Raw genomic sequence first — 21,158 nt, 5'->3', positions numbered from 1 at the left:
CGTAGTGTCGATGTCTGCGCATCTTTGTGAGAATGTGTCGCGATCGCTGCGTCGCGTCGCGTCGTGCGCGACGAGACTCCTTTCCCGACGACATCAGGACGCAAATCAACCGGCGCGGCTTTCGGAATTGAAAGCTGGTGCGCCATTTGCGTTAGAATGCCCCCCCTGTCCGCCCGGGTGACCGCCGGAGACCGCCCGCAGCGGACAGATCGCCGGCATGTCGACACAGGTTTCGATTCGCAGCCGGACGCGAATGATTGGCCCGCCGTTAGCAACATACGCTTTGTAATTTGGACGACTAATGAAGAAGAAACACAACATTACCAAGTACATCGTTGTCGCGATGATGCTTGGTATTGCCGTGGGTTACGCGTGCCATAGCGCGTTTCCCGACCCGAAGATGGCGAAGGAAGTCGCCGGCTACGTATCGCTGCTGTCCGACATATTCCTGCGCTTGATCAAGATGATCATCGCGCCGCTGGTGTTTGCGACGCTGACCGTCGGCATCGCGCAGATGGGCGATGGCGGCGCGGTGGGCCGCGTGGGCGTCAAGGCGTTCGGCTGGTTCGTCATCGCGTCGTTCACGTCGCTGCTGCTCGGCCTGCTGACCGCGACGATCCTGCAGCCGGGCAGCCACCTGAGCCTGCCGCTGCCGCCGTCCGATGCGGCGCTCAACCTGAAGACGGGCGCGTTCACGCTGAAGGATTTCGTCGTGCACCTGGTGCCGAAGTCGATCGCCGAGGCGATGGCGAACAACGAAATCCTGCAGATCGTCGTGTTCTCGATCTTCTTCGGCACCGCGCTGTCCGCGCTCGGCGAAGCGGGCAAGCGCCTGACCGGCGTGATCGACGATCTCGCGCAGGTGATGCTGAAGGTGACGGGCGCGGTGATGGGGTTCGCGCCGGTCGCGGTGTTCGCGGCGCTGGCGTCGACGATCACGACCGAAGGGCTCGGCATCCTGCTCACGTTCGCGAAGTTCATGGCAAGCTTCTATCTGGCGCTCGCGTTGCTGTGGGCCGTGCTGACGCTCGCCGGCGTGACGTTCCTCGGCAAGCGCGCGTTCACGCTGCTCCGGCTGATTCGCGAGCCGTTCCTGCTGTCGTTCGCGACGGCCAGCTCCGAGGCCGCATATCCGAAGCTGCTGGACGCACTCGACCGTTTCGGCGTGAACCGCAAGATCTCGAGCTTCGTGCTGCCGATCGGCTATTCGTTCAACCTCGACGGCTCGATGATGTACTGCACGTTCGCGGTGCTGTTCATCGCACAGGTGTACGGCATCCATCTGCCGCTCGGCACGCAGATCACGATGCTGCTGATGCTGATGGTGACGTCGAAGGGGATGGCCGGCGTGCCGCGCGCGTCGCTGGTCGTGATCGCGGCGACGCTCAACCAGTTCAACCTGCCCGAAGCCGGGTTGCTGCTGATCATGGGCGTCGACATGTTCCTCGACATGGGGCGCTCGGCCACCAACGCGGTCGGCAACTCGATCGCGGCGGCCGTGGTCGCGAAATGGGAGGGGCAGCTCGACGCGCCGCGCGACGACGACGAATCGGACGGCGCGCGCGTAGCCGAAGTGAAGGTGCGTGAAACGTCGGCATGATGCACTGCAACGCGGCGGTGCAACGCCGCGTTGCCCGACCCGCGACACATGATATGCGTCGGCCTGGATTCGATACGGATTCAGGCTGGCGATTTGCGTTGGGCGCAGTAGCTTTTTCGATACTTCCGAAATGGCATTCGCCGTTTCAATTGATCGACGTCAAATTGGCGGCGATATTCCGTCAGGCAAGTGCCTGATTTTCCCGATTCCCGATCCGCCGCGGAAGTGACCATTCACTGACGCATAGTCGCGCTCGTCGCAAGCGCGGGCGATTCGCAATTTTTTTCGATTTATATAACGCTATTCTCGCCCTGCGCATTGTCGAATGCATGCCGTACGTCATACCGACCGCGCCGGATGATTCGGGGAAGAATTTACATCTCGCGGACTTCAAGCCATCTGGCCGGCCGATCCCTTATGTGAATGTTTGCCCCGTTCAGGAGAGCATCCGTCATGGTCGCCAGACAACGAATCCGGGCCGCGCTTGTCGCCGCGGCAATCGCCGCATTTGCGCCTCCTACGCACGCAGCCAACACCACCGACTGGATCGCGAACACGTACGGCACGCTCGCGGCGCACGTCGGCAACGTCGCGCGCGCGATGTGGGTCGCGCCCGAAGGCGTGATCTACACCGCATCGATGTGGGACGAGGATGAAGGCGGCGTCGCGATCTACCAGAACGGCAAGAGCCTCGGCTCGATCGGCGCGCATTCGGAATTCCAGGGCAGCGCGATCACCGGCAATGCAACGTCGCTGTTCGTCGCGCTGCAGCCGGGCAAGACGTATGGCAGCGGCGCGGTGGGGCGCTACAACCGCGCGACCAAGTATCGCGACCTCGTGATCCAGATCAGCGCGGCGACCAACCAGCCGCGCATCGACGTCGTCACCGGGCTCGCGACGGCCGGCTCGCTGCTTTATGCGAGCGACTTCTACGGCAATCGCGTGCGCGTGTTCACGACCGATGGCGTGTGGCAGCGGGACATCGCCGTGTCGGCGCCGGGCGCGCTCGCGGTGGACGGCGCGGGCAACGTGTGGGTCGCGCAGAAGCGTGCCGGCTCGATCGTCGGCTTCGGCCCCGCCGGCGCGCTGCTGAACACGATCCGGATGCCGGCCGGTTCGCGGCCGTCGGCGCTGTATGTCGATACGGCGGCCGGGCAGTTGCTGGTGGGCGACGAAGGCCCCGACCAGAACATCAAGCGTTATTCGATCTCGGGCCGGCCGGCGCTGGCCGGCACGTTCGGCGTGCGAGGCGGCTATCTCGACACGACGACGGGCATCAAGGGGCAGGTCGGCGCGCAACGCTTCACGCGCATCGCCGGGATCGGCAAGGACACCGGCGGCAACCTCTACGTGCTCAACAACCCGTGGGGCGGCAGCTGGGATCTCGGCCGCAACGGCGCGACCGACATTCATGCGTACGGCAGCAGCGGCAACCTGCGCTGGACGCTGCAGTCGCTGAACTTCGAAGGCATCGCCGCGCCGGACCCGGTCACGGACGGCGCGCTCTTCTACGGCGGCACGCACATCTACAGCGGCAGCGCGGGCGGCAAGTTCGTCGCGAACACCGTCGATCCGTTCACGTATCCGTCGGACCCGCGCATCAACATGAGCGACACGCAGCGTGACGAACACTTCGGGCTGCTCACGTCGGTCGGTGCGAACCGGATCCTCGTCGCGGCCGGCCAGAACCCGCCGGTCTTCTACTTCTATCACTTCAACGCGGCGAACGGCTACATCGCGATTCCGGACGGTTCGATTCCGGGCCCCGCGTTCAACACGACGCAGCGCGTGACGGGCGGCTTCAGCGTCGACAGCCTGGGCGGCATATGGGCCGGGCTCGACAAGACCGGCGCGATCACGCATTACCCGCTGACCGGCTTCGACGCGAACGGCAAGCCGTCGTGGGGGCCGGGCGTGGCGACCCGCATTCCGGCCAGCATCCTGCCGCTCACGCGCATCGTCTATCTCGCGGACAGCGATACGATGGTGCTCGCGCAGGGCGCGGTCGGGACCAACGACTGGACGTCGATCGGCACGCGCATCGAGGTGTATCACGGCTGGCGCGCGGGCAACACGACGAAGCCGGACCCGGTGATCACGCTGCCGCACAGCGGCGCGAAATCGATCGACGCGGCGGGCAACCACCTGTTCGTCGGCTACTGGTTCAGCAGCAGCGGGCCGCTGTGGCCGAACGTCGACGCGTTCAACCTCAACACCGGCAATCTCGACACGACGCTGGTCAACGCGAGCCCCGCGACCGTCGATACCAGCAGCGCGATCGATGCGATGTACAGCATCCGCGCGTACCGCCGCTCGAACGGCGAATACGTGGTGATGAAGAACAACGTGAAGGGGAACAGCATCACCGTGTACCGGTGGACGCCGTGACGGTTTGAACGTGCGGCCGCCTTGGGCAGCGGCCGTAGTCGCGAAGTCGTGAAAGCAATCGTGCGCGCAATCGATGCGATTCCGCGGGATTGTTGCGCAACGCGCACGCAATGAACCGCGGGCACCATGCGCGCGGCGCCGTGTCGGACCCGCTTCCCGAACCTCCCGACGTGGAAATGCGGTTCCGTGCACAATGGCAGCGACTCCCGCAGACGGTGTGCGGGCGTGCACGATGAACCGGCGCGGCTACCCCTGCCGCGTTTCTTATGCTCGAAGCGACCCAACCGATGAAGATGAAAACGACACCGAATCGCCTGTTGACGATCGTCGCGCTGGCCGGCGCACTGAGCGGCGCTGCCCACGCGCAGACGGCGGCGACCGTCGCGACCGTCAACGGCACGCCGATCACGCAGGCCGACGTCGATACGCTGCTGCGCGCGTCCGGGCAGCCCGATTCGCCGCAGATCCGTCAGGCGATCAAGAATCAGCTGATCACGCGCGTGCTGGTTCGGCAGGCGGCCGAGAAGGCAAACTACGCGGACAAGCCCGAGGTCAGGGCGGCGATGCAGCAGGCGAAGGTGACGGCCGAGGTGCAGCTGTACCTGCGCGACAACGTGAAGCCGGAGCCGGTCACCGACGAGCAGGTCAAGGCGCGCTACGACGAACTCGTCGCGGCGCTCGGTAAGAACGAGTACAAGCCGCGCGTGATCGTCGTCAAGGATCCGGTGGCGGCGGCGACCGTGCTGAGCGAGCTGAAAGCGGGCAAGTCGTTCGACGGGCTGGCGCGCCAGTACAGCCTGGCGCCGAGCCGCGATACCGGCGGCGAGCTGCCGTGGGTGAGCTTCAACACGCCGGCCGCGGAAGGCAAGACGGCCGGGCTGCCGCTGCCGGTCGCGCAGGCGCTCGAGAAACTGCCGGTCGGCGCGGTGACGAAGGATTCGATTCCGGTCGATGGCGCGCGCGCGATCGTGAAGCTGGATGCGAAGCGGCCGACGCAGGTGCCGGGTTTCGAAACCGCGAAGCCGACGCTTCAGCAGCAGTTGCAGGCGATCGCGGCCGAGAAGGCGAGTGCGCAGATGATCGGCAATCTGCTGAAGGACGCGAAGATCACGCAGTAACGGTAATGCGGCGGTGTCGAATCGCCGCGCGTGACGCGCGCCAGATCATGTTCGCGCTGGTGTCGGTCTCCGACGCGCTGCAGGTGCTCGGTCATCGTCAGTCGACGGAGCGTCAGCAGGAACGGGAGATCTTCCTGGGAAGCAGCACGCAGATGGATCGCCGGTTTCATGAGTGATGAACGGTTGCGTCGGGCGCGAGGCCACGGCGTGGATCACAGGCCCGACAACGGAATCTGCAGGCCGGCCGGGCGATGTTCGAGGACATCGGTGACCTCGTATTCGGTTTTTGCGCCGTCCGAAGTTTGCCACTGTTGCATACGGACATTGCACAACAGCACGTCACCCTTGCTGAAACTGATCTGGCTGTTGTTCACGCGCGACAGGAAGCCGGCATCCGAGATCGTCGCGTGAATCGTCGACGTGCCGTCGTACAGTCGCCACTTGTTATCGTCCTTGAACGCGAGCGACACGATCGAGAACGCCATCTTGCGATGTTCGTCGAGCAGAAGCGCATCGGTTGGCTCCGGCGCGCGAAACCATGCGATCTCGTTGCGGGCGACCGTCTCGTACACCTCGGTGTCGGTGCCGGCCGCGAAAATCTCGATGCCTTCGCGCGCGAGCGGTGCCAGCACTTGCGCGGTGGCACGGCGAACGCGGACGTCGCGCAGCAGCGTGAGCACGGGCAGGTCGATTTCGAGTATGTCGCCGTCGACGTCCAGCACCGCGGTGTGGTCCTGCATCCGCACATGCGTGATTTCGCGTCCGCGCAGCCATTTGAGGACGGCGAACAGCCCCTTCCTCGCCTTGGGTGCGGCAATGCCGAGCGCGGTCAGGATCGTGACCGCATTGGCGAGCGCCGTGCCTTCGTTGCCGCTCAGCATGTCGCGCATGCGGCCGAGCAGCGACGTCGCGAGCGTGAAGTCGATGCCGAAGCTGCCGGTCTTGAAGCTGCCGCGCACGTTGACCTGCGGCCGAACCCGATCGCCGCATAGTGCGCGCGTCGACGCGTCGAGCAAATCGCCGAACGCCAGCAGCGCGGGCGCGAGTTCGCGCACGTCCATCTCGGACGAATCGAGCGTGGGCCCGTCGTACGTCACGCGAAATCGGCTCATCGCGTCGAAGGGGCCGATTTCGGCCGGGGCGGTACTGTTTCCATTGCGTGCTGTCATGTCGAGTGCTGGCAGGAGAGGGGGACGATACCCGAAACGAACGCTTCCGGATGCCCTTCATGTTGAACGCGAATGACTGTTTGCAGGCGATTTGGCCGTCTGGACAAGACGGTTTTTCGACAGGTCCCGATAGCGCCCGGCAAGCAACGAACTTGTCCGGTCCCGTGCATGCGGTGAACGCAGCGATGGCGCCGAGGAGGGCGCGGCGGGATCCGGATGCGAATCCATTTCCGGTTGCTGCGACCATGAATCAGTTGGAAGCGCGGTGCACGCAGATCGAGGCAATGCAACGCCAATTGAACGGTGAGCAATTCCTCGCCGTGCGGGAAAAAGGCTAGCCCCGAAAGAAGGGTCGCGCGATCGTGCGGCTCCCGGCGAGTTCGATCAATCGTACTCGACACGGGATGCGAAGGCCGGATATTGCCGAGCCATGTCCTGCAGGCAGTTGCGCATCAGCCTCGCGTCGCGCGGAAAGCGGCGTTCGAATTCCGACCAGCCTTTCAGCCGAAGAATGAGCGGCATATCGACCAGCGCGGTAATGGCGTCCCGGAACGCATCCCAGTTTCTTCCATACCAATCCGGGAAACTCAACTGCTTCATCAGCCGCACGTGCAACTGTTCAGTCGATTCGATATCGTCGAGCTCGATTTCCACCCGCGTGTCGCGTGCCATCATGTTCTCCGACGGACCGGTCGCGAAACATTCAATTCATTTCGCGCGCCGTACCGAGCATCATAGCGCGCGCTTCCGGCGGCCGCGCAATCCGCTCCCGGACCGCCGGCGCCGCCAGGCACGTCGCGACGGCCTCGTACCCCGGCGCGCCGGGGTAAGGCGCCACGCGCGCAGGCGGGCTGTGATTGGCCGGGCACAACAGGATGGTTTCGTCGGGGCCGACCGCCGCGAGATCGAGGATCGCCGCCGAGCGCGTCAGCACGAACAGCGGCCGCATGCCGGCGGCCGCGCATGCGCGCAGATGCGCGATCAACGCGTGTTGCGTGGCCTGATCGAGATCCTGTTCGATCATGTCGACAATCAGTACGCGCGGACCTGCCGCTTCGACGCTGACGAGCAGCGCGGTCAGCGCCGCCGACGGCGTCGCGCCGTTGCCGGCGAGCAACGCCGCGGTGCGGTCGACGCGCGACTTCAGTTCCGGATCGGCACGCAATGCATCGAATGCCGCGGCACAGTCGTCGTCCAGCCGATCGAGGCCGACGAACACGGCGCCCGGCAACGCATCGGCCAGCCGAAGCGCGAGCCGCGTCTTGCCGCTCCCGAGCGAACCGATGATGTAGTTCAACGGCCGGATATCGCGACACTCGAACCGTTCGCCGCCCCACGGCCACGGCAGGTCGAACGCGACGCCCGCGCTGCCAGGGTCGACCAGCCGGGTGAGTTCGCCGTCTGTCGGCATCCGTCCCCGTGCCAGGCCGGCACGCATCGCGCGCACGCTGTCGAGCTTGCCAACGAGATCCTGAATCCCGCGATCGAGCGCCGCTTCGTGAGCAGCCAGCGCGGCATCGAGACTGCGCGCGTCGCCGCCGAGCACGTTCGCTATCTGCGCGAGACCGAGGCCGAGCTTGCGCAGCGCCGCGATGTCGGCGGCGCGGGCGAGATCGTCCGGGCCGTACGCGCGGTATCCGGCCGGCGTCCGTTCGGGCATGACGAGGCCGTGCCGCTCGTACAGCCGTAGCGCCTTGATCGAGATGCCGAGCCGCGCGGCGGCGGCCGAGGCGTTCAAGCGGAGTGTGTCCGTACCCATCCGTCACCTCTTTGCTGTCGATTCGTTGCGGTCAGCATAAAGGCAGTCCCAAGGGTCGGGTCAAGCGCGATCGCTCCAACGCTCAGTCGCCGGCCGCGAACTCGTCGCGCAGCGCGCGATACAACCGTCGATAGCGCGCGAGCCGGCCCGCCAGCAGATCGGCCGACGCGGGATCGGGCGCCACCGTCTCCGTGACGGGCGGCGCGACACAGACTTCTTCCAGGCTGTCGTGCGTCGCAGCCAGCCGTGCGAGCCGCGCGGCGCCGAGTGCCGCGCCGACCGCGCCATCCGCATGGCGCTGCATCGCGAGCCCGGTCGCATTCGCGCACAACCGCGCCCAGAACGCGCTTTTCGAGCCGCCGCCGATGAACGACACCGCATCGAGCGTCGTGCCGGCCGCGCGTAGCGCGCCGTAGCCGTCGGCCATCGCGAACGCGACGCCTTCCATGACCGCATACGCGAGATCGTCCGCATCGTGTTCGTTCGACAGCCCGAAGAACACGCCGCGCGCATGCGCGTCGTTGTGCGGCGTACGCTCGCCGCCGAGATACGGCAGGAACAGCGGCGCGCGAGCTGGATCGGCGTGCTCGGCGCGGGCGGCCAGCACGCCGGGCGTCGTGCCGTGCGCGCGCGCGAGCCAGTCGAGGCTCGCGGCCGCCGACAGGATCACGCTCATCTGGTGCCAGCGCCCTTCCACGCAGTGGCAGAACGCGTGCACGGCCGCGTCCGGGTTCGGCGCGAAGCGGTCGTTGCCCGCGAACAGCACGCCCGACGTGCCGAGCGACAGGAAGCCGCTGCCGGCGCCCGTGACGCCCATGCCGATCGCGGACGCCGCGTTGTCGCCGGCGCCGCCGGCGATCGTCACGGGCCCGGCGATCCCCCATTCGCGCCGCAGCGCGTCGCGCAACTGCGCGGCGGCCGCGTTGCCTTCGACGAGGCGCGGCATCTGCGCGCGCGACAGCTCGGTCGCGGCAAGCATCCGGTCGGACCAGTCGCGGCGCGCGCAGTCGAGCCACAGCGTGCCCGACGCGTCGGACATATCGGACACGAATTCGCCAGACAGGCGCCAGATCAGGTAGTCCTTCGGCAGCAGCACCTTGTGCACCGCACGAAACACGGCCGGCTCGTATTTCGCGAGCCACAGCAGCTTCGGTGCGGTGAAGCCGGGCATCGCCATGTTGCCGGTGATCGCGCGCGATTCCGGCACCAGCGCCTCGAGTTCCACGCATTCGGTACCGGCGCGCGTGTCGTTCCACAGGATCGCGGGGCGCAGCACCTGGTCCGCGCGGTCGATCAGCGTCGCGCCGTGCATCTGCCCGGACAGCGCGATGCCGCGCAGCGCGGCGAAGCCGGCCGGATGCGCGGCGCGCACCGACGCAATCGCGTCGAGCATCGCGTGCCACCACGCCTGCGGGCTTTGTTCGGACCAGTGCGGACGCGGCCGGCTGATCGACAGGCTGGCCGAGCCGGTCGCGAGGGGGACCGATCGGGAATCGGTGAGCAGAACCTTGACCTCGGACGTGCCGAGATCGATGCCGAGATATGTCACGTATGAAGCATCCTGTCTGGGGCGCGCGGCGGCACGCGTCGCGGGGGCGGCGCGTCGTCGCGGCCGTGCGGTTCGTTGAGCCGGTGCAGCGCGCGGAACTTCGACGGCGGCACCTGCTTCATCGCGAGAAACTGACGGTTGAAGTTCGACAGGTTGTTGAAGCCAACCCGGTAGCAGATGTCGGTCACCGTCAGGTCGGAAAACATCAGCAGCTCGCACGCCTCGTTGATGCGCAACCGGTTCAGGTAGCGCACGAACGACGAGCCGGTGTGACGCCGGAAAAACCGCGTGAAGGTGCTGACGCTCATGCCGGCGAACGCGGCGACGTCGGTTTCGCGCAGCATGCCGGGCAGGTTCTGCTGCAGGTACGACAGCACCTGGTTGATCGTCGACGACATGTAGTGCTGCGCGTCGCTGCGGTAGCCGGGCCCCGCGAGCACGCGCCGCTCGCGGCACGACGACAGCCGGTCGAACAGCGACATCAGGATCTCGACGCGCCGGCAGCCGTGCGCGTCAGCGAGTTCGAGCATCAGCGGCGCGACCTCGCCGCCCACGCGGTCGGGAAACTGCACGCCGCGCGCCGCGTCGTCGATCAGGTCGATCACCGGCTGCAGCTCGCTGAACGCGCCGACCATCTTTTCGATCGCATCGCGCGAGAACTGCAGCACGACGTCGCGCGACGGTACGCGTTCGCCGTCGGCGAGCTCGCTGACCCAGTTGTGCGGCAGGTTCGGCCCGGTGACGATCAGGTTGCCGGGCGCGAAGTCGCCGATGTGGTCGCCGACGAACACCTTGCCGCGCGACGCCTGGATCAGGTGAATCTCGTACTCGGGATGGAAGTGCCACTTCGCGACCGAATGCGGATAGTCGTGGACCCACGCGCGGAACGATTCGTCGCGGTGGGTGGGAACGATCTCGAGATCCGGGTTCATCGTGTGCTCCGTCGGGGCGTGCCGGCGCGCTACGGACGGGACATCGACCAGCTCGTCGCGGCAGGCGGCGTGGCGCGCGTCGCGGCCGCCGGCGGCACCGCGTGCGCGATCGGGTTCGGGTCCGGCAGCGTGACGTTGCGCTCGGTGCCGGCGTCGAACAGATGCAGCGCTTCTTCGTCGAAGCGAAACGCTACCACGGCGCCCGGCGCCGGGGCCATCGGGGCCGGCACGAGGGCCGCGCACGGCTGGCCGCGCCAGTCCAGCGTGACGAGCGCCTCGGCGCCGAGCAACTCGACGAGCTCGACCGTGCCGGTCAGCGCGAGCGTGCCCGGGGGCGGATCGCCTTCCGCGACGAGCCGCAGGTGATTCGGTCGGATCGCGGCCTTGACCTGCTGGCCGTGCTGCAGCCGCGCGAAGCGCGACGACGCGAGCGGCCAGCGCGCGCCGTTGCAGTCGACCCACACGTTCGCGCCGACCCGCTCGATCGTGCCGTCCGCGAAGTTCATCGCAGGCGTGCCGACGAACCCGGCCGCGAACACCGTGTGCGGCTGGCCGTACAGTTCGGCCGGCGTGCCGATCTGCTCGATGTGGCCGCCGCGCATCAGCACGACGCGATCGGCGAGCGTCATCGCTTCGAGCTGATCGTGCGTGACGTACAGCGTGGTCGTCTTCAGTTGCCGATGCAGCCGCTTGATGTCGCCGCGCAACTGCGTGCGCAGCTTCGCGTCGAGGTTGGACAGCGGCTCGTCGAACAGGAACACGGCCGGCGTCTTGATCATCGCGCGCGCGATCGCCGCGCGCTGCTGCTGGCCGCCCGACATCGCGCGCGGGCGGCGGTCGAGCAGCGCGTCGAGGCTCAGGGTGCGCGCGACGTCGCGCACGCGGCGGTCGATCTCGTCGGCCGGCACCTTCAGCCGCCGCAGGCCGAACGCGATGTTGTCGTACACCGTCATGTGCGGGTACAGCGCATAGTTCTGGAACACCATCGCGACATTGCGCTCGCGCGACGGCAGGTCGTTGACGACCGCGTCGCCGATCACGAGCTCGCCGCCGGTGATCGCCTCGAGGCCCGCGATCATCCGCAGCATCGTCGACTTGCCGCAGCCGGACGGGCCGAGCAGCACGATGAATTCGCCGTCGGCGATCTCGAGGTCGAGCGGATGCAGCACGGCGGGGCCGCCGTCGTAGTGCTTCGACAAACCTTTGCAGGTGATCTGGGCCATGGCTCAATCCATTTCGATCTGAATCTTGACGTCGCGCGGGTGGCCGCTCGCCGCTTCCTCGAACGCGCGCACGCCTTCGGAAAACGGGAACGTGCGCGAGATGAACGGCTTCACGTCGATCGCGCCGGACGCGATCAGCGCGAGCGCGCGCGGAAAGATGTTCGCGTAGCGGAACACCGATTCGATGCGGCCTTCCTTCGCCTGCAGCGCGACCACGTCGAGCGGCACCGGCGCGACCGGCATCCCGATCAGCACCGCGCAGCCGCCCGGGCACATCAGGCCGACGAGGCCCGCGTACGCGTTCGTGCTGCCGCTCGCCTCGAACACGACGTCCGCGCCCCAGCCGCCGGATGCCTCGGCCACCGCGTCGGCCAGCGGCCGCGTACGCACGTCGACGGTCGTGACGGCCGGGTTGTCGGCGAACAGCGCGAGCTTGTCCGGCACGACGTCGGCGAGGATCACGCGCGCGGCGCCGCCGGCGAGCGCGGCGAGCGCCGTCATCGCGCCGATCGTGCCCGCGCCGATCACGGCCGCGAGATCGCCCGGCTTCATCGCCGCCTTCTTCGCGGCCTGCAGGCCGATCGACAGCGGCTCGACGATCGCGCCTTCGGCGAACGACACGTTGTCGGGCAATCGGTACGTGAACGCGGCCGGATGCACGACGAACGGCGTCAGGCAGCCGTGGATGGGCGGCGTCGCCCAGAAGCGCACGTCGGGATCGAGGTTGTAGAGCCCGCGCAGCGTCGCGGGCGAATCGAGGCGCGGTACGCCGGGCTCCATGCACACGCGGTCGCCGACGCGCAGGTGCGTGACGGCGGCGCCGGTCTCGACGATGGTGCCGGACGCTTCGTGGCCGAGCACCATCGGCGCGTCGACGCGGAACGGGCCGATCCCGCCGTGCACGTAGTAATGCACGTCGCTGCCGCAGACGCCGACCGTATGCACCTTGATCCGGACGTCGCCGGGGCCGACCGCTTGCGGCAGGTCGATGTCGCGCAGCGCGAGTTCGCGCGTGCGTTCGAGGACGAGTGCTTTCAACGTGTTCTCCTTATTTTCCCTTGACGATCGAATTGAGCAGCCGGCTCAGCATGCCGACGAAGACGAGCGGCGGCAGCGCGAGCAGTACCGTCGACGCGTTGATCACGCCCCACGGTACTTCCTGCCCGAGCGACGTGAACGCGGACGCGACCACCGGCAGCGTCGCGCTGCGCGACGACGTGAGCGCGAGCGCGATCATCAGTTCGTTCCACACCAGCACGAAGCTGAACACGATGCCGCCGAGCAGCGTGCTCGCGCACACCGGCAGCGCGATGTGCCAGAACACCGCGTACGGGCCGTAGCCGTCGAGCGCGGCGGCTTCCTCGATCTCGCGCGGCAGCCGGCGGAACACGGGAATCGATAGCCACGTGATGGTCGACAGCGTGACGAGCAGGTACGTGACGATCATCGACAGCTTCGTGTCGTACAGCCCGAGATCGACCCAGATCGCGATCAGCGGCAGCGCGACCGCGACGGGCGGCAGGAAGCGCAGCGACAGCAGGAAGAACTGGATGTCGCGCTTGCCGCGCACCGGATAGCGCGCGATCGCATACGCGGCCGGCACGCCGAGCACCGCGCCGATCAGCACGGCCGCGCCGACGATCGCGATGCTGTTGCCGAGCCCGATCAGCACCTCGGGGCTCGACAGCACCTGCTCGTAGTTTGCGAGTGTCGGCGTGAAGAAGAAGCGCGGCACGGGCGTGACGATGTCGAGCAGGTGCTTGAGCGAATTGAGCACGGCCCAGAACAGCGGGAACGCGGCGACGAGCAGGATCGCGCCGGCGATCGCGACGGTGGAAACGGCGGCGGCACCGCGCCGGGCCATCAGTCGTCCCATTTGTTGACCCTCTTCCAGATGAGCGTGAACACGAGCGTGGTCGCGATCATCATCAGCACGGCCATGCCCGACGCATACGACACCTTGCCGGCGAGGCCGATGCCCTGCTGGTACGCGTAGAGATCGAGCGTTTCGGTCGCGATGCCCGGGCCGCCCTTCGTCATCACGTAGATCAGGTCGAACGAGCGCAGCGACTCGACCATCTTGATGAACACGAGGCTCACGAGCGGCGCCTTCAGCATCGGCAGCGCGATGTACGCATGCACCTGCCACGTCGTCGCGTAGTCGAGCCGCGCGGCTTCGAGCGGCTCGGGCGGCAGCGTCTCCAGCAGCTTCAGGATCACGACCGCGAAGAACAACCCCCACTGCCACACGTCGACGAGCGCGACCGCGTATAGCGCGAGATGCGGATCGGCGAGAAACGCGGTGTGTTCGACGCCGAGCGCGCCGAGCAGCCAGCTCAGGATGCCGGTGAGCGGCGCATACATGAACTTCCAGATGAACGCGGCCGACACGCGCGGCAGCAGCACCGGCATGATCAGCACCAGCGACGCGAAGCGGCGCCAGCGGCCGTGCACGCGCTCGAACAGGAACACCGCGAGCGCGATCCCGACCAGCACCGCGCCCGCGACCGTGACGACTTCCCACAGCACCGACACCTCGATCGCGTTCAGGAAGCGCCGGTCCGACGCGAGCCGCACGAAGTTGCGCAGGCCGACGAATTCGCTGTCCGGGTAGCGCAGCACGCGGTTGCGCAGCGCGAGGTTGATCGCGGCGATCGTCGGGACGAGGCTCAGGACCGCGAGCAGCGCGAGCGTCGGCGCGAGGAACACCCACGGCAGGCTCGTGCGGTCGCGGCGCGCGCGGCCGCGCCGGGTCGACGGTGCGGGAGAGGCCGGGCGGACGCCGAGCGCGCGTCCGCCGGCGCCGTCATTTGCGAGCGCCATGTTCGAGCGCGTCCTTCGCGTACTGGTCCGCGTCGTCGAGTGTGCCGCGGATATCCGTCTGCGTGCCGGTGAACACCTGTTCGAGCGCGATGCCGAGGTTGTCGCCGATATCCGGCCACTGCGGCGTACGCCAGATCGTCACCTGCGTGACGGGATTCGTGTCGTTCAGGCCGGCCTGGATCTGCGGCGCGACGTGCTGCTTGAAGTACGGGCTGCCGATCGTGCTCGAGCGGTTGTAGTCGCTGAACACGCCGTTGCGTAGCCGCGCCTGTTCCTGATCCTTGCTGGTCGCCCATGCGATGAAGCGGCCGGCGGCCATCCGCGTGCAGTCGTCCTTCGCGCCGACCGCCGAGATCGCGAAGCCGTGGCCATACGCGGCCGACGGCAGCGGTGCGGGCGGCCGCGTGTAGCCGACCTTGCCGGCCACGCTCGACTTGCTCGTATCCTCCATCCAGTCCGCGAACGGCGTCGATTCGATCATGAACGCGACCTTGCCCGAGCGAAACGCTTCGAGCGCGTTGCTCCAGTCGTAGGTCGCCGAACCCGGCGGCGCGTACTTGAACAGGTCGCTGTAGAGCTGCGTGGCCTTCACCGCGCCCGGCGAATTGAACGCGGGCTGGCCGCCCTTGTCGGTCCATGTGCCACCCATGCCGAGCATGAACGGCGACCAGCGCCACACGTTCATCCCCGAGCCGCGCTGGCCGCGCGCGACCCAGCCGTACAGCTTCGGCGGCGCGTTGAGCTGCTTGATCGCGGCGACGAGCTGGTCGAGCGTCTTCGGCACCGGAATGTGCGCGGCGTCGAGCAGGTCACGGCGATAGAACAGGAAGTCGCCGCCGCCGATCAGCGGCGCGAAGTACGCGACGCCGTTGTAGCTCGCGACCGCGCGGCGGCCGGGCAGGAAGTCGTCGTAGTCGTAGTCCTTCGGGTAGTACTTGAGGAGCGGCACGATCCAGTTGGCCGACGCGAATTCGGCGACGTTCGCCTCGTCGACGTAGTAGATCTGGTAGGAACCCGCGCCAGTCGACGCGTCGAGCCGCGATTTCGCGCGGCGGTCGTTCTCGCCGAAATAGCTGATCTCGACCTTCGTGCCGTTCTTCTTTTCGTAGTCGGCCAGCGACTTTTCCATTACCGACAGGCCGAGGCTCTTCTGCGCGAGCACCCGAAGGGTCGGCACTTTGCAGGTTTGCGCGGCCACGATGCCCGGCAGACAGGCGCCGAGCAGCACGCCGGCTGCGACGATTCGCATCTTGTTCACCCGTGTCTCCTTGATTCTGCTTGTTCGAATGCCACCGATGGCGGCAGGAACAATGGTGTGACGCGGGCGAGGCGATCACCACATCAAAAGAGTTCGGGAACCGATACTTTTTGCTCAGGGTTGGTCGTGCGATGCACAAAATGTGGTGGTCGGGCGCAAACCGCGCGCGTCAGCGGCGAGGCTCGCGCGTTACGCCGCGAAGCGCTCGCCTTCGGGCGTCGGCACGAGATCGTCGGGCCACTGCACCTCGAACCGCGTGCCGCCCGCGCCGGTCGGCAGGCACAGCGCTTCGCCGCGATGGGCATGCGCGATCGCCGCGACGACGGCGAGCCCGAGGCCGGTGCCGCCGGGTTGCGACTCGTCGACGCGCCGGAACGCCTGGAACACGTGCGGCGCGAACTCGGCCGGGATGCCGGGGCCGTCGTCCTCGACGCGCAGCCGGCACATGCCGTCTTCGATGCGCGTCTGGATCCGGATCGCGCCGGGCGCCGCATGGCGGCGCGCGTTCTCCAGCAGTGCGAGCAACGCCTGGCGGATGCGGACCGGGTCGCAGCGCATGCGCCGCGGGTCGAGATCGAGTTCCGGATGCTGGCCGGCGGCCTGCAGCGCGTGCGCGAACACGTCGACCACCGCGCGCACGTCGGCGGCGAGATCGGTGTCGCGGATCTCGATGCTCAGGTGGCCGCTGTCGGCGAGGCTGACCACGCGCAGATCCTCGATCAGACGCGTCAGCCCTTCGACCTGTGCGAGCAGGCTGCGGTACAGCGCGTCGCTCGGCGTGAACACGCCTTCGGCGAGCCCCTGCAAGCGGCCGCGCAGCACGGTCACCGGCGTGCGCAGTTCGTGCGCGATCGCCGCGTTCCAGAAGGTTTGCTCGTCGGTCACGCGCTGCAGCTCGCTCGCGAGCGCGTTGAAGTTGTCGGCGAGGAGCGCTGCCTCCTTCAACGAACGGTCGCCGGCGACCGCGCGCGCGCCGAGATCGCCGCGCGCGACGCGGCGGATGCTGTCCGTCACCGAATTCAGCGGCACGAGGATGCGGCGCGACAGGTTGATCGCGACGATGACCGCGATCAGCAGGCCGACCAGTGTGGTCGAGGTGATCCACACCCACTCCGGCCCGCTCGGGAGCCAGCTTTCCGGCTTGAACGACTCCGGCGAGTACTGGTACAGCAGGTAGTAGAACGCGTAGGCCGTCACGACGATCAGCACCGTGACGCCGAAGGCGATCGCGCCCATCGTCAGCGCGATCTGGCGGCTCAGGCCGTCTAGTCTCACTCGCCGCTCCACAGTTTGTAGCCGACGCCGCGCACGCTGGCCGGCACGCCCGCGACGCCGAGATCGTCGAGTTTCTTGCGCAGCTTGCTGACGTGGCTGTCGACCGTGCGCTCCAGCGCATCGCCTTCCGGCAGGCAGGTCGCCATCAGCTCGGCGCGGCTGAACACGCGGCGCGGCGCGCGCGCGAGTTGCGCGAGCAGCTTGAATTCGGTGAGCGTCAGCACGAGCGTGTGGCGCGCGCCGTCGACTTCGACCGTCGCTTCGTGGTGCTCGAGATCGATCTCGAACGGCGCGGCGCGCAGCACGCGCTGCTCTTCCTGGCGCGAGCCGGCCATCGACCGGCGCAGCACCGCCTGCGCGCGCGCGACGACTTCGGCGGGGTTGAACGGCTTGACCACGTAGTCGTCGGCGCCGATGCGCAGCCCGGTCAGCTTGTCGATGTCCTGGTCGAGCGCGGTCAGCATGATGACGGGCGTGTCGCCGCGGTGGCGGATCTCGGCGAGCACCTTCCAGCCGTCGACGTGCGGCATCTGCACGTCGAGCAACACGAGGTCCGGCTTCAGCGACAGGTGGAGTTCGAGCGCGCGGCGGCCGTCGGCGGCGTGCACGGTGCGCAGGCCGTTGCGCGCGAAATAGGCGGTCAGGATCTCGGCGATCTCGGGTTCGTCCTCGGCGATGAGGATGAGCGCTTGCGCGCCTTGGCCGGCGCCGGGAGATGAGGGAAATTCGGGCATGGCCACTCGTTCGGATTCAGCGGGGTTCCATCGAATCGCCATACTACCGTACGGCTCTGGCGGTCGAATGGAGACGGGCGGCCACGCCCCGGCGAGACGCCGCGCCAGGGCGGCGCGTACCGTCAGTGCCCGACTTCCTTCAGCAGCGCGGCGGCCGCGAGCTTGCCGATGCCGTTCGACGCGAGCGGGCTGTCGCCCGTGATCAGTTTGCGGTCCTGATGGCAGCGGCCGGTCATGTCCTTGTTCAGCACGCGCGCGCCGAGCTTTTCGAGGCTCTGCGCGACGAGCCACGGCAGCGGGCCCGGCATGTAGCCGATGTCGAGATTCGGCCCCGTGTCGAGCGCATCCGGAAACACGCAGAGCTCGTAGTCCTTGAACGGGTAGTCCTCAGGATCTTCGTCGACGGCGGCCGACAGCAGGCATGCGGGCCCGTGACACAGCGTGATGATGTGCCGGTCCTGGTCGAGCGCCCAGCGCAGCGTGCGCTTGACGTCCTTGCTGTGCGGAATGCCGGCAAGCACGCCGTGGCCGCCGGGAATGAACACCGCGATATACGGCGAATCGGCGCCGGGATGCTGGTCGAGCACGTCGGACAGCTTGAGCGGCGTCTTCAGCTTCGGCAGGTACTTGCGGTAGGTGCTCTGCACGGCCTCGTCATCGCTCGGCATCGCCCAGAGTTCGAGCTTGGCCGGATTGCCCGACAGCGTCGCGATGTCGATCTCGAAGCCGGCCTTGTCCATGTGGTGCATCGGCAGCAGCATCTCGACCGGATGGTTGCCGGTCGAGAACATCTTGCCGTTCGTCATCAGGATGTAGCGCTCGTCGGTCGCGATCATCAGGACCTTCCACTTGCCGCCGGTGTACGGATTCGGGTAATCGGCGCCGTCGAAGTCGGTCTTCGACGACGTGTACTGCGACAGCGAATACGGCGACGGGAAATACGCGTTGTTCTCCGCCGGGTCGGCGGCGGGCGTGCGGTCCGTCTGCGTCGTGTCGGAAGTCATGGCTGCTCCTTGCTCGGGGGATGGGTTCGGATGGGGCGGGCGTGGCCGGTGGGCGTCTGCGTGAGTCGTCGCGGCGATTCCGCGGCGGCGACCTGGCGTTCCGGTCATGTCCCGGTCGTGCGGACGGGTATCTCGCAGGGACGATGCGTGTTGCGATGAATCCTACAACGCCGTTCCGCGGCGAACGCCTCCCCGAACGGGTGGGTATCCCGTACCCATCGCCGTGATACGCGTCCGGACGGCTCGCCGCCGCTTTCGACAGAGACTCGCTCCCCCCGGACAGGGGGGACGCGAAAGCCGGCCGGTCCGGTATCGTGGCCGCACGCTCGACGACCCGACCAGTCGCCCATGGAGACTTTCATGCATTCGTCATACCCGTACCCGCAAGACGAACCGGCGCCGTCCGGCCATGCGTATCCGCTGCTGATCAAGCAGTTGCTTCATGCGCCGCTGGCGACGCGGCCCGAGCAGGAGATCGTGTACGGCGACCGGGTTCGGCACGATTACTGGACGTTCCGGCATCGCATCGGGCAACTCGCGAGCGGACTGTCGTCGATCGGTGTCGGCGCGGGCGACGTCGTCGCCGTGCTGGACTGGGACAGCCATCGCTACCTGGAGTGCTACCACGCGATTCCGATGATGGGTGCGGTGCTGATGACCGCCAATGTCCGGCTGTCGCCCGACCAGTTGCTGTATACGCTCAACCATTCGGGCGCATGCATCGTGCTGGTTCACCGCGACTTCCTGCCGTTGTGGGCGGGCATGCGCGACCGGCTCGACACCGTGCGGCACGTCGTGCTGATCGCCGACGGTGACGAAGCCGGTTTGCCGGACGGTTTCACCGACGAATACGAGGCGCTCGTCGCGGCCGGTTCGCCCGATTTCGCGTTCCCCGATTTCGACGAGCAGACCCTCGCGACGACGTTCTACACGACCGGCACCACCGGCCTGCCGAAGGCGGTGGCGTTCACCCATCGGCAGCTCGTGCTGCACACGCTCGCGGGCATGGCGGCGTTGTCGAGCGCGCGCGATCGCGGCCGCGTGCATCGCGACGACGTCTACATGCCGATCACGCCGATGTTCCATGTGCACGCATGGGGAATGCCGTACATCGCGACCGCGCTCGGGCTCAAGCAGGTCTATCCGGGCCGTTATTCGCCGGACGGATTGGTCGCGCTGATTGCGCGCGAAGCGGTGACGTTCTCGCATTGCGTGCCGACGCTGCTCGCGATGATTCTCGACAGCCCGGCGTCGGCGGCGGCCGACCTGTCGGCGTGGAAGGTGATCGTCGGCGGCTCGCCGCTGTCCGACGGCCTGGCGCGGGCGGCGCTCGCGTGCGGGATCGAGGTCTACACCGGGTACGGGATGTCGGAAACCTGCCCGCTGATGACCATCGCGCAGATCGACCCGCCGCGCGCGGCCGGCGGCGCATCGGCCGACGACGACATCGCGCGCCGGACCAAGGCGGGGCTGCCGTTGCCGCTCGTCGACCTGCGCATCGTCGATGCGCAGTTTCGCGACGTGCCGCACGACGGCCGGTCGGCGGGCGAGGTCGTCGTGCGGATGCCGTGGGCGACGCAAGGCTATCTCGGCGATGCGTCGGCGTCGGCGGCGCTGTGGGCCGGCGGCTATCTGCATACGAACGACATCGGCGTGATCGATCCCGACGGCCGGCTGCAGATCACCGACCGCATCAAGGACGTGATCAAGACGGGCGGCGAATGGGTCTCGTCGCTCGAACTCGAGAGCATCCTGTCGCGTCATCCGGCCGTGCGCGAATCGGCGGTGATCGGCGTGAAGGATGCACGCTGGGGCGAGCGTCCGCTCGCGCTAGTCGTGCTGACCGACGAACAGGCTGGCCGCGTCGAGCCGGAGGAATTGAAAGCGCATGTGAAGCAAGTGGCCGACCGCGGGCTGATCTCGCGCTATGCGGTGCCGGAACGGCTGCTGATCGTCGACGCGATCGAGAAGACGAGCGTCGGGAAGATCAACAAGCGCGCGTTGCGCGAGCGCTACCAGCCCGACTGACGAGTGCCCGGCAGCCCAGACGCCGAGGGCCAGGGCCACGCGGCTCCCCGCCCGGGGTAACCCCCCGAATGGGGGGCTGAACATCGCGCGCCGGTTCGAGAACAATGCGGGTCCCGTGTCGCGGACCGATACGCGCTGTGCGCGCCCACGCCGGTACGGACATCACCTACTTTTGACGGCCGGCGTCGAATCGTTATGCTGTTTTCGGCGCACGGCGAGACCGGGCCCGGTCGGCGGCTTCGCCGGCGGGCCGGCGGGCCGGCGGACACGCGATCAGCGCGAGGAGAACACGAACAGC

At 67.5% G+C, this 21,158-nt stretch carries 18 protein-coding genes and 1 pseudogene; 5 read left to right on the top strand and 14 right to left on the bottom strand.

Going from position 1 to position 21,158, the window contains the following annotated elements; genetic code table 11:
• Window positions 1-301: 301 nt before the first annotated feature.
• The 3 genes from JYG37_RS24620 (at window position 302) to JYG37_RS24610 (ending at window position 5,106) form a co-directional block, all read left to right on the top strand.
• Complete coding sequence (locus tag JYG37_RS24620) at window positions 302-1,600, top strand: dicarboxylate/amino acid:cation symporter (RefSeq protein ID WP_050017156.1); 1,299 nt, start codon at window positions 302-304, stop codon at window positions 1,598-1,600.
• 453 nt (window positions 1,601-2,053) lie between these two features.
• Window positions 2,054-3,988: an NHL repeat-containing protein gene (locus JYG37_RS24615; protein WP_213346614.1), complete on the top strand. Its 1,935-nt coding sequence runs from the start codon at window positions 2,054-2,056 to the stop codon at window positions 3,986-3,988.
• Window positions 3,989-4,275: 287 nt separating this feature from the next.
• The gene (locus JYG37_RS24610; protein WP_213346613.1) at window positions 4,276-5,106 is read left to right on the top strand and encodes a peptidylprolyl isomerase; all 831 of its coding nucleotides are present in this window, start codon (window positions 4,276-4,278) and stop codon (window positions 5,104-5,106) included.
• A 68-nt stretch (window positions 5,107-5,174) separates the two neighbouring features.
• Here JYG37_RS24610 and JYG37_RS34870 read toward each other — a convergent pair.
• Window positions 5,175-5,276: pseudogene (locus JYG37_RS34870) on the bottom strand (GNAT family N-acetyltransferase); the annotation flags it as partial.
• 42 nt (window positions 5,277-5,318) lie between these two features.
• Entirely contained in the window at window positions 5,319-6,275 is a 957-nt protein-coding gene (locus tag JYG37_RS24605) for an LAPAL motif-containing putative phage structural protein (protein WP_176016747.1), read from the bottom strand.
• 59 nt (window positions 6,276-6,334) lie between these two features.
• Between JYG37_RS24605 and JYG37_RS24600 the strand changes: the two genes are divergently transcribed.
• A complete protein-coding gene (locus tag JYG37_RS24600; RefSeq protein WP_143328923.1) occupies window positions 6,335-6,613 on the top strand; it encodes a hypothetical protein in 279 nt (92 codons plus the stop codon).
• A gap of 46 nt (window positions 6,614-6,659) precedes the next feature.
• On the opposite strand, the gene JYG37_RS24595 is transcribed toward JYG37_RS24600, so the two are convergent.
• The 12 genes from JYG37_RS24595 to hchA all read right to left on the bottom strand — a co-directional run bounded on the left by JYG37_RS24595 (window position 6,660) and on the right by hchA (window position 18,832).
• Complete coding sequence (locus tag JYG37_RS24595; protein WP_050017163.1) at window positions 6,660-6,947, bottom strand: barstar family protein; 288 nt, start codon at window positions 6,945-6,947, stop codon at window positions 6,660-6,662.
• Between the two features lie 31 nt (window positions 6,948-6,978).
• On the bottom strand, window positions 6,979-8,034 hold the full coding sequence (locus JYG37_RS24590) for a MerR family transcriptional regulator (protein ID WP_204383979.1): 1,056 nt from the start codon (window positions 8,032-8,034) through the stop codon (window positions 6,979-6,981).
• 82 nt (window positions 8,035-8,116) lie between these two features.
• On the bottom strand, window positions 8,117-9,583 hold the full coding sequence (gene xylB, locus JYG37_RS24585; protein ID WP_213346612.1) for a xylulokinase: 1,467 nt from the start codon (window positions 9,581-9,583) through the stop codon (window positions 8,117-8,119).
• Window positions 9,580-10,515 carry an AraC family transcriptional regulator gene (locus JYG37_RS24580; protein WP_209939483.1) on the bottom strand — a complete coding sequence of 312 codons (936 nt, stop codon included), beginning with the start codon at window positions 10,513-10,515 and terminating at the stop codon, window positions 9,580-9,582. The genes xylB and JYG37_RS24580 overlap by 4 nt, the downstream gene beginning before the upstream one ends.
• Window positions 10,516-10,544: 29 nt before the next feature.
• A complete protein-coding gene (locus JYG37_RS24575; protein WP_124631466.1) occupies window positions 10,545-11,738 on the bottom strand; it encodes an ABC transporter ATP-binding protein in 1,194 nt (397 codons plus the stop codon).
• 3 nt (window positions 11,739-11,741) lie between these two features.
• Window positions 11,742-12,776 carry an NAD(P)-dependent alcohol dehydrogenase gene (locus JYG37_RS24570; protein WP_176016742.1) on the bottom strand — a complete coding sequence of 345 codons (1,035 nt, stop codon included), beginning with the start codon at window positions 12,774-12,776 and terminating at the stop codon, window positions 11,742-11,744.
• Window positions 12,777-12,786: 10 nt separating this feature from the next.
• A complete protein-coding gene (locus JYG37_RS24565; protein WP_050017147.1) occupies window positions 12,787-13,614 on the bottom strand; it encodes a carbohydrate ABC transporter permease in 828 nt (275 codons plus the stop codon).
• A complete protein-coding gene (locus JYG37_RS24560) occupies window positions 13,602-14,561 on the bottom strand; it encodes a carbohydrate ABC transporter permease (RefSeq protein ID WP_249746080.1) in 960 nt (319 codons plus the stop codon). The genes JYG37_RS24565 and JYG37_RS24560 overlap by 13 nt, the downstream gene beginning before the upstream one ends.
• Window positions 14,545-15,810, bottom strand: coding sequence for an ABC transporter substrate-binding protein (locus JYG37_RS24555; RefSeq protein ID WP_245170284.1), 1,266 nt, complete (start codon window positions 15,808-15,810; stop codon window positions 14,545-14,547). The genes JYG37_RS24560 and JYG37_RS24555 overlap by 17 nt, the downstream gene beginning before the upstream one ends.
• 198 nt (window positions 15,811-16,008) lie before the next feature.
• The gene (locus tag JYG37_RS24550; RefSeq protein WP_089489966.1) at window positions 16,009-17,094 is read right to left on the bottom strand and encodes an ATP-binding protein; all 1,086 of its coding nucleotides are present in this window, start codon (window positions 17,092-17,094) and stop codon (window positions 16,009-16,011) included.
• Window positions 17,091-17,828 (bottom strand): response regulator, encoded by a 738-nt coding sequence (locus JYG37_RS24545; RefSeq protein ID WP_050017144.1) that lies wholly within the window; start codon window positions 17,826-17,828, stop codon window positions 17,091-17,093. The genes JYG37_RS24550 and JYG37_RS24545 overlap by 4 nt, the downstream gene beginning before the upstream one ends.
• Window positions 17,829-17,950: 122 nt before the next feature.
• On the bottom strand, window positions 17,951-18,832 hold the full coding sequence (gene hchA, locus JYG37_RS24540; RefSeq protein WP_011548634.1) for a glyoxalase III HchA: 882 nt from the start codon (window positions 18,830-18,832) through the stop codon (window positions 17,951-17,953).
• Window positions 18,833-19,192: 360 nt separating this feature from the next.
• Between hchA and JYG37_RS24535 the strand changes: the two genes are divergently transcribed.
• Complete coding sequence (locus tag JYG37_RS24535) at window positions 19,193-20,860, top strand: fatty acid--CoA ligase (RefSeq protein ID WP_176016741.1); 1,668 nt, start codon at window positions 19,193-19,195, stop codon at window positions 20,858-20,860.
• The last annotated feature ends 298 nt before the right edge of the window (window positions 20,861-21,158 follow it).

The sequence above is a fragment of the Burkholderia sp. LAS2 genome (genome assembly GCF_018417615.1).
Lineage (GTDB): Bacteria > Pseudomonadota > Gammaproteobacteria > Burkholderiales > Burkholderiaceae > Burkholderia > Burkholderia sola.
This window is presented reverse-complemented; position numbering and strand designations above follow the sequence as displayed.